The sequence below is a fragment of the Streptomyces sp. DSM 15324 genome, from assembly GCF_001514285.1.
In the GTDB taxonomy this organism is placed as follows: Bacteria; Actinomycetota; Actinomycetes; order Streptomycetales; family Streptomycetaceae; genus Streptomyces.
Window position 1 is genome coordinate 13966 of record NZ_KQ949030.1, and the last position, 13353, is coordinate 27318.

Here is a 13353-nt window from a genome sequence, read left to right on the forward strand (position 1 = left end):
GCTTGGCGGTCCGGCCCGCGAACGGGCGGCGGACGTGGACCGTGATCGATGAGAAGTACCGGACCGTCGCGCCGGTCGAGGACTGGCTGGAGGCCCACCGGCAGCTGTGGTCACCGAACACGGTCCGCGGCTATGCGACCTCGCTGGCCCAGTGGTGGACATTCCTCGAACAGCGCGATGAGGCCGAAATGTGGGGCGATCTCGGGGTCCCGGCAGTCGCCGGGTTCCTGTCCTGGCTGCGCAACGGCCGCACCGTCGAGCACGCCCTCGTCACGCCTGAACAGGCCCCGGAGGCCGGGACGCTGGAAGCGAGACTGGCCGCGCTGATCTCCTTCTATCGCTGGCAGGAGGCAGTCTTCTCGGTGCCGGTCGCGGGCCGGCTCATGCGCGGGACGCCGCGCCGGGCCCCGGCCCGGGGACTGCTTGCGCACCTGGACGCCCGCACCGCACCGGCGCCGTCCTCGCTGGTCAGGGTCCGGCGCCAGAGGCATCGCGGGCGCCCTCCACTGCTGCTGCCGACCGAGATCCAGGCGATCCTGGACGGCTGCGCGATGCCAGATGCCACGGTCGGCGACTGGAACGGGAACCTGCGCGACCGGCTGTTGTTCGCCCTGCTCGCGGAAACCGGCATACGGCTGGGTGAGGTCCTCGGCCTGCGGATCTGCGACTTCGTGATGGGCCGCGGCTCCACTCCCTATGTCGAGGTCGTGCCGCGCGAGGACAATCCGAACGGGGCGAGGGTGAAGATGATGCGCCCGCGACGGGTCTATGTCGGCTGCGACCTGGAGCGGCTGTTCGCCGAGTATCTCACCCAACTCGCCTGCCGGGCGGCCGAGTTGGGTATTGAGGTCGATGCCGGATCGCCGTTGCTGGTGAACCTGGAGCGGCCGCCGCTGCTGGCCGCTCTGCGTGAGGGCACGGTGCGGGACAAGGTGTCCGCCCTGCGCAAGAAGCGCATCGGGCCGGCCTCATGGACGCCGCACTGGTTCCGTCACAGCCACGCGACCGCGCTGCTGCTGGCCGGGACGCCGGAGTGGGTGGTCTCCCGCCGGCTCGGTCACGCACACGTGCAGACGACGCTCGACCTATATGGCTGGGTTCGCGAGGACGAGGCCCTGCGGGCCGCGGCGAACTGGAAGTCGTACATCTCCGCCTGGCAGGTCGACGATGGCCGGTGAACAGCGTCATCTGCACGCAGCCGACGACGAGGATCCGTTCTGGCGACTCTGGCGGGAGCTGCCCGAGCCCTGGAAGGGGCCGGTGATCAGGGACGGCATCGACGACTGGGAGAAGATCACCGAGAACGGCGACCGGAGTATCGACCTGACTGGTCTGCCCGATGTGATCGCCGCCGAACTGGCCTGGATGGCGCACTGGCAGGCGATGGACGGGACCCGCTCCTCGGTGCTGGGCACCAACCAGTTCGCGAACATCGTGCGTCGCGCGATCCGCGACAACCATCCCTTCCCGATGTCGATCCGGGCCATGGAATGGGAGACGGCGGCCGCCTTGCAGCGGTGGTTCTATGCCACCCGCTGGGGTCGGCTTATTCCTCGCGGCAGCGTCGCCCGGCTGCGGGTGATCTTCCGCTTCAGTCGCCTCGCCCTGCTCGCCCGCTGTTCGGACGGGCCCTGGTGGACTCTGGACGAGTGGCACCCGCGCTGCGACCCGCGCATCCCGCTGGCCGAGCACGAACCCCAGGCCCACTACGGCTGTTCCCCCTCAAGGATCACTCAGCCGTGGCTGCGGGAGGCCGTGAAGTGGTGCCTGGGCACGCAGTTGGAGGCCGGCACTTTGCGCTGGTCGACGGTGAGCCAGGAGCGGATGCGGTGCTTCGCCCGCTTCGACCGGTGGTTGGAGACCTTCACCGACCCCCTCGACGTCCTGGGCGACCCGGCCCACGCGGTCCAGTTGGCCGCTGCCTTCCGCCGCTGGGACACCGACCCCGCCAACCGGCTTCTGCGACGCTCCGAGCAGCGGTTCGCTCAGCAGCCCGTCCATCCCCGCCTGGTCAACGACGACCTGCGGGCCGTCGCCGAACTCTTGGCGTTCGTCGCCGCCAACCCCGTCGAGGCCCGCCAAATCCTCGGTCCCAACCCCTGGTCGCGGGTCACCGATGCGCACGCGGCCGGCTGGTTCCGCCAGGTCTCCCGCATCCCGCACCAGCGCGAACTCAATGACGAGCACTACGTCGACGACCACGCACTCGCGCAGATCCCCGCCGCCCTGCCCCTGCTCGGGCTCGCTCGTGATGAGCAGATGCTTCTCACCCGCGGTGACGGGCAGCAGGTCACCGCCCGAGGCTTCGACGACCCGCAGGCCATGCGGATGATCCTGTTGCAGATTCTCACCGGACGGCGGGCCAGCGAGATCCGCACCAGCCGCTTCGAGTGCCTCTCCCCGGTCCCCGACCGGGCCGTCGACGCAGCCGAGGGCGAACAGATCGCCCGCTTCCACTACGCACAGAGCAAGATCGATATCGCGCCGGACAACATCCTCGTCGACGCCGAGGTCGTCGCGGTCATCGAGGAACAACGGCAGTGGCTCCGCGACCACTTCCCCGGCATCATCCCGCGCCACCTGTTCCTGCAGCGGACCGGGAACCGGCAGGGCGACAAGCCCTACCCGTCGGGCACCTACAGCTGGATGCTCCGCGAGTTCAGCAAGATCGTGAAGATCACCGACAGCCAAGGCAAGCCCATCGGGCTCAGCCACACCCACCGCTTCCGTCACACCAAGCTGACCCGGCTCGCCGAACTCGGCCTGCCCGTCCACGTGTTGATGCGCTATGCCGGGCATGCAACCCCGTCGATGACGATGCACTACGTCGCCGCCCGCCAGGAACACGCCGAGCAGGCGTTCCTGGCCACCACGAAACTCCGCGCGGACGGCACCCACGTCAGCTTCTCCAGAGACGACCACGACAGCCTCCACCTGTTCAACCGGGCCGACCGGTTCCTGCCCCACGGCTGGTGCCTGCTGCCACCCCTGCAGACCTGCGACAAAGGAAACGCCTGCCTGACCTGCTCGGTCTTCGTCACCGACGCCTCTCACCAAAGCGCCCTGGAACGGCAGTTGACCGAGACCGAGTCCCTGATCAACCGCAGCACCACCGCGTTCCAGGAGCGGCACGGACGCCCGATGCCCGAGGACAACGTCTGGCTGCTGCAACGGCGGGCCGAACACGCGGCCCTCACCAAGCTGCTGGACACCCTCCACTCCAAGCCCGGATGCGCCGTCCAGGGCGCCGGCTGCGGCGCCGTCCCCACCGGCTCCGTCCCACTCACCCTCGACCTCGTCCGTCACCGAAGGACCCGGCCATGACCGACGATGCCCGCGCAAAACGCACCCAGACCCTCGCCACCGCCGCGAAGGCCAAATCCCAGGCCAAGACCGCTGCGGCGGAGAAGGCGATCCGCACCCTGGTCAAACGCGGTGAGCCAATCACCTTCCAGGCCGTCCAGCGCGAGGCCCACGTCTCCCACGCGTTCCTCTATAACCACCCCGACCTGCGCGGACGCATCGAACGACTCCGGGCCCAGGCCCGGCCGGTTCCCGCCCCCACGCCGCCAGACGACGAGCAGAGCACCCTCATCCTCGCCCTGACCGGCCAGATCACCCGCCTGAAGAAGCAACACCGAGAAGAAGTACAGGCGCTGCGGGACGCGCTTGAACAAGCCCACGGCGAGAACCTCGACCTCCGACGCGAACTCACCCACCGCGGCGGAGACGTCCCCGTCCCACGGGCTCGAACCATCGGCCCTTGCTGACCACGTCACATCGATCGAAGAACCGTGCTGAGCTGCAAAAGCGTGCTCAGATCGCGAACGAACCAGCGATAACGAGCGGGGTCGGCAAGACACACGTCGCGCAGGCCCTCGGCCACCAGGCTATCCGCCAGGGCGCCAACGTCCGCTTCGCCAAGACCAGCCGCGTCCTGGCCGAGCTCGCCGGCGGTCACGCGGACCGCACCTGGGACAAACGCATCCGCGAACTGATCCGGCCCGACGTGCTCATCCTCGACGACTTCGCCATGCTCTGTCCGCCGCCCAGGCCGACGACCTCTACGAACTCGTCTCCGAACGGCAGGGCCGGTCCCTGATCATCACCAGCAACAGGGCACCCAGCGACTGGTATCCCCTCTTCCCCAACCCGGTCGTCGCGGAGTCCCTCCTCGACCGGCTGATCAACGCCAGCCACCAAGTCATCATGAACGGCCCCAGCTACCGGCCCAACAAACGACCGAAGGGCCCTACCGACCCGACCAAGCCCCCGGTCAAATAGGCGAAACCACCTCAGGGGCTGGGCAGTTGCGTGGCCACAGCCCCTGAGGGATCACCGTCGACACACTCCGGCTCACAGCCACCGCTGAGCGGCTTCGACGCTGTCACCGCCGCTCGTGTTGAACGCGATCGCCGCCTTCGGCGCATGCCGCCGAACCAGATTCACGACCTGCTCAAACAGCGGCATGAGCGGCTCCGGCTTGCGGATCCCACCCCCGATGACGACGACGTCCCAGCTGTGCTCGGACAGCGCTGCAACGATCGTCGACTCGGCCGACTCGTCCAGCTCGATCAGCGTCATGGACGCATCGATGGCGTGATCGCCGAATCTGGCCAGTTCCTGCTCAAGGGCCGCTCGGATGGCGTCTCCGTCCATCCCGGGCACTGCACGCGGGTCGATTCCAAGAATTAGAACGCGGGGCATGCTCAAGAAGACGATCAGCCGATCGTCCAGGTTCCCGACGCACGAAGCCGGTGCCCCCAGCGGAGGGACGACGTCCTGGGGAATTACGTGAAGTTAGCCGCGGGGAATTACGTGACCGTCGACAGCAGTCTCGGTGCAGCGGCGACGGCACGGTTTTGGACGGCCTCATCGGTTCGCAGGTCGTCCCGGCGGTGACGTCGTCACGGTTTTGTCGAGTGCAGTGCTGCGGGACCTCCGTGCCCGCGTCGAGGGGGTGGAGCCGGATGAGAGGGCTCAGAACGTCAAGACGGTTCGCAGGCCGGTGGGCGACTTCAGGTCGGCGGTGGCCTCGTTGATCTAGCCCAGAGGACGACGCCGGGTGATGAGCTCGTTGAGCTTGAGGGTCCCTCCAGGCAATCGCGCACCAGAACGGCGAAGTCGCGAGCCGAATAGCCGCTGCCCATCGGCGAGCCGGTGATCACCTTCTCCTGGAGGATGATGTCGGCGATGTTGTCGAGGGCACGTGCGCAGGGACCGGGCGCCATGCCCAGAAGAACCGCGATTCCGCCCGGGCGGGCCGCGGAGACGGCCTGCGCCATGCAGTCCGTCAGACCTGTGCTCTCGAACGTGAAGTGGGCGCCGAAGGGGCCGGTGACGGCGCGGACGGCGTCGAGCACCTGGACGCGTCTTCGGCCGTGCGCATCAATTCGTCAGGCGGCGGCGGTGCCGGCGCTCGTAGAGCGCAGGGCCTGCTCGATGTAGGCCAGCTCCATCACGTGCTCGGCCGTCTTCCAGTACAGGTCGAGCATTCCGGGGCGCGGCGTCGTGAATGACGACGGTGCCCAGGCCCCGTCGTGGCGCTGACGCCGTACGAACCACTCGCCCATCCGGACCGTCCAGGGGAGGTGGCCGCCGTCCGGGTCGGCCGTGAGCATGGCGGCGGCGCCCCAGCCGAACTTGCAGATCTGCACGGACGTCAGGTCGTCGTACTGCTCCTCGGTGCCGCCTGTGGTGAGGGCGAGGTACTCGCGGCCCAGCCGGAGCGCGGAGGCGTCGCTCGTCTGTTGTGCGTATCCGGCGAGGAAGGCGGCGGCAATGCCGGGGTGGAAGTACGCCTGCCGGGGCGCCTGGAAGTCGACCACGCGCAGGAAGGCTGCCTCGTCCGGGAAGTCGGTGACCAGGGTGTCGCCGCGGCGGCTGGGGAACAGCCGGTGGGGCAGGTCGGGCTGGTCGGCGAGGTTGCGATGCAGCCACCGGTGGACGCCGTCGGCGGTGTGACGGTCACCAGTGACCAGCGCGGAGAAGCCCAGTTGGGCAGTCTTGAGGTTGTCCTCCAGGGGGTCCTGCGCGAAGTCGCGAAGGTCGTAGGCTCCGCCCGTGTCGGGGTTCTGGAAGCGCGCGAGCGTGGTGTTGATCGCGGTCGCCGTGTCGTAGCGGCCGAGCAACCAGGAGGCGATCGCAAGGGGGGAGAGGTGGTAGACGGGGCTGGTGCCGCCGGGGGCGTCGGTAGGGCCGGGGCGGAGGTCGCCTTCGTCGGTGAGGGCCTCGCGTTCGGCCCAGCCCATCATCGCGGCGGCAGCGTCCGGGGCTCCGCCGACGCACAGGGCCCAGGGGGCGCGCCACCACGAGTTGGCGGTCTCAGCGCCTTCGGGGCGGCCGTCGTCGGCAATGCGGTCGCGCAGCCAGGCCACCCCTTTGGCCCGTGTCTCGCTGATCCGGGTCAGCAGGTCAGGGGTGGGTTCGGTCGGCCAGGGGGTCGTTTCCGTATGCGGGGCGAGGGTCGTCATGGTGTCTTCTCCAGGACGGTTGTGGAGGAGGGAGTGAGGAGGAGGGTCAGGTCGTCGAATGGTTCGTCCGCGGGGTAGACCCCGTTGAAGAGTGCGGATCCCTGAGCCGTCAGCCGGACGTGCGTGCCGAGGCAAGAGCCGGTGTCCGTCGGATCGACGGTCCGCAGGTGGAGGGTGGTCAGCGGAATGCGTTCGGGTGACTGGCCGGGCGGTGCCGCGATGGTCAGGGTTCCTGCGCCGCCGGTGACGGACAGCCAGGGGTCCGCGATGCTGAGGAAGAGCAGCCCGTAGTGGGCGGCGAAGCGTACATCTCCCCGGAACTTCAGCAGGCCGGTGACCGTGTCGGCGTCGAATGCCGACGCGTCGTCCGGGCTGAAGAGGAACGTGTGCTCGTCGACGACCGAGGCGCTGTCGACGGTGACCGAGCACCGGCCCTCTGGAGAGCGGGCGATGTAGCGCAGGAACGGGACTTTGACGCTCCACCGAAGTCCGGGCAGGGCGGCCGGCCCGGCGGTCATGCCACTGCCTGCCGGGGATCGTTGTCGGCGATGAGCTTCTTCAAAGGCACCGTGATGTCAGCGGCCGCTTCGGGCGGGATGGTCCGGCCCCCGGCCAAGGCGGAGCGTACGGCGAGGAAGTCGGTCGGCCGGTTGACGAAGTCACCGGCCACCAGGTGTCCGCCGCGGTAGTAGAGGACGGCGAACTTCTCCGTGACCGGGTCACCGCGTACGACGTACCGGTCATGGCCGGTCGAAAGGCCCGCCACCTGAAGTTTGAGGTCGTACTGGTCGGACCAGAACCAGGGCACGGCCCAGTAGGGAACCGGTCTGTGGGCGAGCAGGGCGGCGGTCCTCGCCTGCCGATGGCGGTGTTCACCGACTCGAAGCGGATCCGGGCCGGGCCGTCGGGGAACTCCACCGGCGGGGGGCAGGCGACGCAGTCGCCTGCGGCGACCGTGGTGCCGTCGGAGGTGAGGCCGTACTCGTTGACGACGATGCCGTTGTCGACGGTCAGTCCGAGCTGCTCGGCGAGTTCGGTGCGGGGCACGGCACCGATCCCGACGATCACCAGATCGGCCGTCAGCACGCTGCCGGCGGGGAGTTCGGCGCCACGGACGCGCCCGTGACCGTCGTCCAAGAGGCGTACCGGCGGCGCTCCGAGGTGCACTCGCACCCCGCGCCGGGTGTGGGCGTCGAGGAAGAACTTGCTGGTCGGGACCCCTACGGCTCGTTCGAGCAGTCGGTTGTCGGCGAGGGTAACGGTGACCTCGCAGCCGAGCGACCGAGCACTGGCCGCGACTTCGAGTCCGATGAAGCCGCCGCCGATGACCAGGACGTCGACCGCCTTTGCCAGGGCCGCACGCAGGGCGAGCGCGTCGTCCGTGTCCCGGAGGTAGTGGACGCCGGCCAGATCCGCGCCGGGGAAGGGCAGTCGGCGCGGGCGGGCGCCCACAGTGAGCGCGAGCCGGTCGAACGCGAAGCTACGGCCGGAGTGCGCGTACGCGACCCCCGCACCGCCGTCGCCCCGGTCGACCCGGATGATGCGTTCCCCGAGCACCAGCTGGATGCCCTGGTCGGCGTAGAACGCCTCCGAACGCAGTGCGATCGCGTCGGGCGGTGTCTCCGCTTGCAGGAGGGTTTTGGAGAGCGGTGGACGCTGGTAGGGCGCGTGCCGTTCGGCGCCGACCACCGTGATCGGGGCCGTGTAGCCGTACTCGCGGAGCGAGCAGGCCAGCTGGATGCCGGCCTGACACGCCCCCACCACGAGCACGCCGGTGTCGCGCGGGGCGACGGCGGTGCTGTTAATGGCGTGCTACTCCTGGGCTTCCGGGGTGGTGACTCGCAGATCGCCGAGCTCTTCGGAGAGCTTGATCTGGCAGGACAGCCGGGAGTTGGGGCAGCGGTCGACGACCGTGCCGTCGAGCATCTCGTCCTCCAGGCCGCTGACCGGTTCCAGCCGGTCCAGGTCGGTTTCGTCCACGAAGACGTGACAGGTGGCGCAGGACAGGACGCCGCCGCATTCGCCGGTGATGCCGGGGACGCCGTTGCGGACTGCGGTCTGCATCACCGAGTCGCCGGCCAGGCCGTCGACGACGCGGACCTCACCGGCGTCGGACACATAAGTGACCTTGGGCATGTTCGTCACACCTCCGTCGGGGTCGAAGTGGGAGTGAAGGTCGCGGGGACCGAGATGTAGCCGTGTGCGCCCCCGATGCTCGGGTAGCCGACCACGGCGTCCGGGTCGATGCGCAGGTCCGGCAGCCGGGTGAGGATCGTCTCCAGCATGATGTCGATTTCGGCCTTGGCCAGGGGCGAGCCGAGGCAGCGGTGGTGTCCGGTGCTGAAGGAGACGTGGTCGCGCGCGTTGTCCCGCTCCTCGAGCCGGTCCGGGTCGGGGAACTTCAGCGGGTCGCGGTTGGCGCCGGCCATCCACATGAGGACGCGCTCCCCACGGGCGATCGGCTGCCCGAGGATCTCGGTGTCCCGTACGGCGGTACGGGCCATGCCGGTCCCCGGTGGCCAGAACCGCAGGAATTCCTCGATGGCGTTCTTCCGGTAAGCGGCGTCTGTGCGCACCCCTTCCGCCTGGTCCGGGTGCTGGGTGAGATGGATCAGCGCACTTGCGGTAGCCGGGGTCCAGGAAGATCAGGCGCGCCCAGTTGCGCTCGCGCGCGGGCAGCTGTGATCAGTCATCGAAAAGGTGCCGCCGCCATCCCATTCCACGCCAGTATTTCGGCGCGGCTCCCGATGACATACGCGGGGACGCCTGCGATGGAGTCGAGCAAGTGGCACAGGCAACTGCGCACTCTTTGCGCCTTGGTCGCAGGCCTCTCCACGTCACTGGGTTTGAGTCGGGCGCGGCGGCCGCGCAGCACATCGCTCAGCTCAGCACTGCGCTCCAGGGCCACGCCGGCGTCCACAGCGGGAACGGGCTCCGGGTCACGGGGTTCATTGCGAGCACGCCTGGTCGGCGCTTCCTGTCCCCGTCAGCGTCAGGAGGCGCTTACTCGTACCATCGGGAGGCGGACCCGGCAGCTGTTACTCCCATGCAAGCTCACGTGCGGCCAGTGCCTGTTCGGCCCAGATGATCTTGCCCGTCGGCGTGTACCGCGTGCCCCATCGCTCGGTCAGCCGGGCGACCAGGAACAGTCCACGGCCGCCCTCGTCGTGCAGCCGGGCGCGGCGCAGGTGCGGGGCCGTGGTGCTGCCGTCCGAGACCTCGCAGATCAGCGAACGGTCCTTGATCAAGCGCAGTCGGATCGGGCCGGAGCCGTACCGGATCGCGTTCGTGACCAGCTCGCTCACGACCAGCTCCGTCGTGAACGTGGCCTCCTCCAGCCCCCACGCACTGAGCTGGTTATCAACCTGGCGCCGTGTGCCTGCCACGACAGCGGGGTCGCTGTTGAGCTCCCATTCGGAAACCTGGCCGTGGTCCAAGCCTTTGGTGCGCGCCATGAGGAGAGCGACGTCATCGCTGGTGGGGCGGGAGTGAAGCGTGTCCAGCACGGCGTCGCACATGCTCTCGAGCGAAGCGCTGGGGCGCCCCAGCACTGCTTTGAGCTCATCGAGACGCGGATCCACGTCCTGGTCGCGGGATTCGATCAGCCCGTCGGTGAAGAGCGCGAGGACGCTCCCCTCGGGGACGGCGACTTCGGTCGCCTCGAACGGCAGGCTTCCCAGGCCGAGGGGTGGGCCAACAGGGAGATCGACCACTTCGGCCTTGCCGCCGGGGCGCACGAGGACCGGAGGCGGGTGTCCGGCGGCGGCCATCGAGCACACCCGGGCGGCCGGGTCGTACACGACATAAAGGCACGTGGCTCCGACGCCGCCCGGCAGCTCATCGGTGCAGGTCTCATTCGTCCCGGGGGTCACCACGTCGTCGAGGTGGGTGAGCAGTTCATCCGGCGGGAGCTCGATGTCGGCGAGCGTGCGTACGGCCGTACGCAACTGCCCCATGGCAGCGGAGGCGGTGATGCCGTGGCCCACCACGTCGCCGACGACCAGTCCGACACGGGCACCGGGAAGGGGGATCACGTCGAACCAGTCCCCTCCTACATCCGCTCCGGCCCCGGCGGGCAGATAACGCGCCGTGGTCTCCACGGCCGAATGCGAGGTCGAGCCATGCGGCAGAAGGGTGCGCTGCAGCGCCTCTGCTATGCCGTGCTCACGGGTGAACTGGCGGGCGTTGTCCAGACAGATCGCCGCACGGGCGATCAGGTCCTCGGTGACCGTGAGATCGTCGGTGGAAAAGGGCTCGTGCGCCGGCGTGTAGCGGAGGAACAGGGCCAGGCCCAGAGTGAGACCGCGCGCACGGATCGGTACAGCGATCAGCGAGTGGGGCTCGTCCCGGGACAGGCCGGCCGCTGGTCCAGAGGCGTCACCGAACCAGTGATCTATCTCCGAGGCTCCGACACGCAGGAGTTCGGCGCGGTCAGCGGCCAGACACCGGGCGATGCGTGAGGACTCGGGATGCACCGTCTCGACGGAGGCGGCAGGTTTCCCGCCGGCCGGCTGCGGAGGAGGGTCCGCACGGCGCAGCGCCACGGGGCCGGACAGGACGGGAGCGGGCAGTTCTCCGTGGAATATGACCTCGCACAGATGGATGCTGACGGCGTCCGCGAAGCGTGGTACAGCGACCTTGACCACTTCCTGGGCGGTTCCCGTGACATCCAGGCTCGCACCGATCCGGGTTCGTGCCTCGCTCGTCAGCGCCAGGCGCTCCCTCGAACCATATTGCTCCGAGTAGTCGTATGCCGCACAGCCCACCGCGCGCACTCGGCCGACGGAGTCCCGCAGCGGGAACAAGTCCGCGGCCCACGCATGGGCCTTCGGCTCACCCGGGACTTTCACGAACCTCTCTGTCGTCTCTGGTTCGCCCGTCGCGGCTACCCGGCGCACACGCCGGACATCTTCGGCGATAACAGCCCCCGGCACCGCCTCGGTGATGAGCCGTGCACGGACGTCGTCCTCGCTCAGCCCCGTGAGCCGGCACATCGCTTCGTTGTTCCTCAGAACACGGGCCTCGCCGTCAATGATCGAAATCGCGAGCGGGAACTGATCGAACAGCCAGGACATCAGCGCGTTGTCGGGCGCCTGCTGCTCCGCCCCGTCATCGACCGTCACCAGGAACCCAACGCGCTGATCCTCTACCGTCAGCGCAGTGATCTGCGTCGGCGCGTCGAAGGTGTGGCCGTCTTTGTGCCGAGGTACTCCGTCGGCCGTGTACAGATCCGCCAGTTCCAGACCAACGGCTTCCTGCCGGGACCATCCCCACAGCGCCTGAGCACCGGCGCTCCATAGAGTCACCGCACCTCTGCCGTCCGTGGCGAGGACAGCATCCGTTGAACGTGCTGCCGCCAGCACTTTCGGAGAGAGCCGACCGGATGCCGTGGTGCCTTCCGTCATAGCGCCTTGCCTGCGTCGGGGCCGCCGGGGGCGGCCACCCCCATCGTCATCCAGGGGGCTGACCCTGGCAAGGCAAGCTGCCCGGAACAGCCGCCGGCTCGCGACCAGGCCCACGGCTGTGGAAGAGAGCCCTCCTGTCCGTTCAGCCCGCGGCTGTCACCGCCTTGGGCAGGCAATCGCGTTCGACTGGGCCGACCAGCATGCGGCCCAGTCGAACGCCGGACACCGCGAGAAAGTGCTCACCACGCTGGCCGGCGACCTGGACCTGGAGATCCCCAAGGTCCGCACCGACAGCTCGGTTCGCCGTCCCATGGCGCGCTCGACCAGGGGCCGTTGATGGAGGGAGTTGCAGGTGAAGCCGGCCCTCAGTCCCTCCGACGGGCCCCGCCGAGTCACCGGCTCACGGACGAACCTCGATCCACTTGGCCAGCACCTCGAGTGCCTCTTGGCCGTCCGGGGACTCGGGCCTGTCCAGGGAGCCGTGTGACGCACCGGTGAGCAGGTGGCGCTCACACGGCAGGCCTGCGTCGGTCAGCTGGCGGGCGAAGAGGTCCGCCGAGGGTCGTACCGTGTCGTTCTCGCAGTCCAGGAAGAGGGTGGGGGGATGGCCGGGGAGCGGGTCGCCCAGCCCGGCGAAGGCTGCCGGGTCGTTCATATGGTCTGGGCCGGCGTAGTGGAGGTTCTTCTCCGTCAGCCAGTGCGGTTCGAAGCTGGTGCCGTCGGTGGCCTCCCGTATGGCGGCCAGCTCTGCAGGGTCCCAGTCGGGGATTCCGCTGTGGAGGGAGGCGTAGGCCAGGATCAGTGTGCGCGGGGTCGGCTGCTTCTGGTCGAGGAGATGCCGGGTGGCGGTGGCGACCAGGTTGCCGCCGGCGCTCGCGCCGCCGAGGTGGAGCGTGTCGGCCGTGGTGCCGAGGGCGTCGGTGCTGTTCTCGACGGCCCAGTGCCAGCCGGCCAGCACGTCGTCGCGGGGCACGGGATAGCGCACGCCGTGCAGGGCCTTGCGGTAGTCGAGGGCGAGCACCGGAATGCCCCGGGCGGCGAGGGCGAGGCCCACCCAGTGGGACTCGTGCATGTCGAGGCTGCCGCTGACGTAGGCGCCGCCGTGGACCCAGACCAGTGCCGAAACGACCGGCTTGTCCGGATGGCGATACACCCGGGCCGGTACCCCCGCCGGCCCGAGGCGCAGGTGGCGAACCGTCACCGTTGCCAGCTCCGGAAAGCGTGCGACCAGATCGATCGGATTGTGCTGGTCCATGACGCGTTCTGCGGCTGGTCCCAGCCCTTCCAGGAGGGCCACGAACTCGCCGAAGGGCGGTAGCACGGCCTTTCCGCCCTGCGCCCCGCGTCGCAGGACCGACCCCAGCACCGGCGCGGGGAGTCGGCGCAGGACCTGTCCGGCGAGCTTCATGCGCAGCCGCCGTGAACGGCTGCTCGTACCAACGGGTGGGGACACGGGTCCTCCTCGGGATGATGCG

The 13353-nt window shown here is 69.1% G+C and carries 14 protein-coding genes and 1 pseudogene; 5 read left to right on the forward strand and 10 right to left on the reverse strand.

Features of this window, described 5'->3' with window-relative positions:
* Window positions 1-41 precede the first annotated feature (41 nt).
* The 5 genes from AQJ58_RS24410 to AQJ58_RS45695 are packed head-to-tail and all read left to right on the forward strand — an operon-like array spanning window position 42 to window position 4284.
* Entirely contained in the window at window positions 42-1178 is a 1137-nt protein-coding gene (locus tag AQJ58_RS24410) for a tyrosine-type recombinase/integrase (protein WP_199844668.1), read from the forward strand.
* The gene (locus AQJ58_RS24415) at window positions 1168-3324 is read left to right on the forward strand and encodes a tyrosine-type recombinase/integrase (RefSeq protein ID WP_067253542.1); all 2157 of its coding nucleotides are present in this window, start codon (window positions 1168-1170) and stop codon (window positions 3322-3324) included. Before AQJ58_RS24410 ends, AQJ58_RS24415 begins: the two co-directional genes overlap by 11 nt.
* On the forward strand, window positions 3321-3770 hold the full coding sequence (locus tag AQJ58_RS41330) for a DUF6262 family protein (protein WP_079079163.1): 450 nt from the start codon (window positions 3321-3323) through the stop codon (window positions 3768-3770). Before AQJ58_RS24415 ends, AQJ58_RS41330 begins: the two co-directional genes overlap by 4 nt.
* Complete coding sequence (locus tag AQJ58_RS45690; protein WP_324613818.1) at window positions 3764-4102, forward strand: ATP-binding protein; 339 nt, start codon at window positions 3764-3766, stop codon at window positions 4100-4102. Before AQJ58_RS41330 ends, AQJ58_RS45690 begins: the two co-directional genes overlap by 7 nt.
* Window positions 4099-4284, forward strand: a complete 186-nt coding sequence (locus AQJ58_RS45695; protein ID WP_324613827.1) for an ATP-binding protein — start codon at window positions 4099-4101, stop codon at window positions 4282-4284. The genes AQJ58_RS45690 and AQJ58_RS45695 overlap by 4 nt, the downstream gene beginning before the upstream one ends.
* A gap of 72 nt (window positions 4285-4356) precedes the next feature.
* Here the strand turns inward: AQJ58_RS45695 and AQJ58_RS24430 are convergent, their stop codons facing one another.
* From AQJ58_RS24430 to AQJ58_RS24470, 10 genes and pseudogenes are all read right to left on the reverse strand, one after another.
* Window positions 4357-4707, reverse strand: coding sequence for a hypothetical protein (locus AQJ58_RS24430; RefSeq protein WP_067253547.1), 351 nt, complete (start codon window positions 4705-4707; stop codon window positions 4357-4359).
* Window positions 4708-5018: 311 nt separating this feature from the next.
* Window positions 5019-5363: a zinc-binding dehydrogenase gene (locus tag AQJ58_RS24435; protein WP_067253550.1), complete on the reverse strand. Its 345-nt coding sequence runs from the start codon at window positions 5361-5363 to the stop codon at window positions 5019-5021.
* Between the two features lie 33 nt (window positions 5364-5396).
* Window positions 5397-6473, reverse strand: coding sequence for a hypothetical protein (locus AQJ58_RS24440; protein ID WP_067253552.1), 1077 nt, complete (start codon window positions 6471-6473; stop codon window positions 5397-5399).
* Window positions 6470-6991, reverse strand: a complete 522-nt coding sequence (locus AQJ58_RS24445; RefSeq protein ID WP_067253554.1) for an HtaA domain-containing protein — start codon at window positions 6989-6991, stop codon at window positions 6470-6472. The genes AQJ58_RS24440 and AQJ58_RS24445 overlap by 4 nt, the downstream gene beginning before the upstream one ends.
* Window positions 6988-7281 (reverse strand): oxidoreductase C-terminal domain-containing protein, encoded by a 294-nt coding sequence (locus AQJ58_RS44700; protein ID WP_324613819.1) that lies wholly within the window; start codon window positions 7279-7281, stop codon window positions 6988-6990. Before AQJ58_RS44700 ends, AQJ58_RS24445 begins: the two co-directional genes overlap by 4 nt.
* Before the next feature lie 134 nt (window positions 7282-7415).
* Window positions 7416-8243 (reverse strand): annotated as a pseudogene (locus tag AQJ58_RS44705) (NAD(P)/FAD-dependent oxidoreductase); the annotation flags it as partial.
* Window positions 8244-8285: 42 nt separating this feature from the next.
* On the reverse strand, window positions 8286-8609 hold the full coding sequence (locus tag AQJ58_RS24455) for a 2Fe-2S iron-sulfur cluster-binding protein (protein WP_067254201.1): 324 nt from the start codon (window positions 8607-8609) through the stop codon (window positions 8286-8288).
* Window positions 8610-8614: 5 nt separating this feature from the next.
* Window positions 8615-9049 (reverse strand): cytochrome P450, encoded by a 435-nt coding sequence (locus AQJ58_RS24460; protein ID WP_067253557.1) that lies wholly within the window; start codon window positions 9047-9049, stop codon window positions 8615-8617.
* A 462-nt stretch (window positions 9050-9511) separates the two neighbouring features.
* A complete protein-coding gene (locus AQJ58_RS24465) occupies window positions 9512-11878 on the reverse strand; it encodes a SpoIIE family protein phosphatase (RefSeq protein ID WP_079079168.1) in 2367 nt (788 codons plus the stop codon).
* A 400-nt stretch (window positions 11879-12278) separates the two neighbouring features.
* Complete coding sequence (locus AQJ58_RS24470; protein ID WP_159056311.1) at window positions 12279-13331, reverse strand: alpha/beta hydrolase; 1053 nt, start codon at window positions 13329-13331, stop codon at window positions 12279-12281.
* Between the last annotated feature and the right edge of the window lie 22 nt (window positions 13332-13353).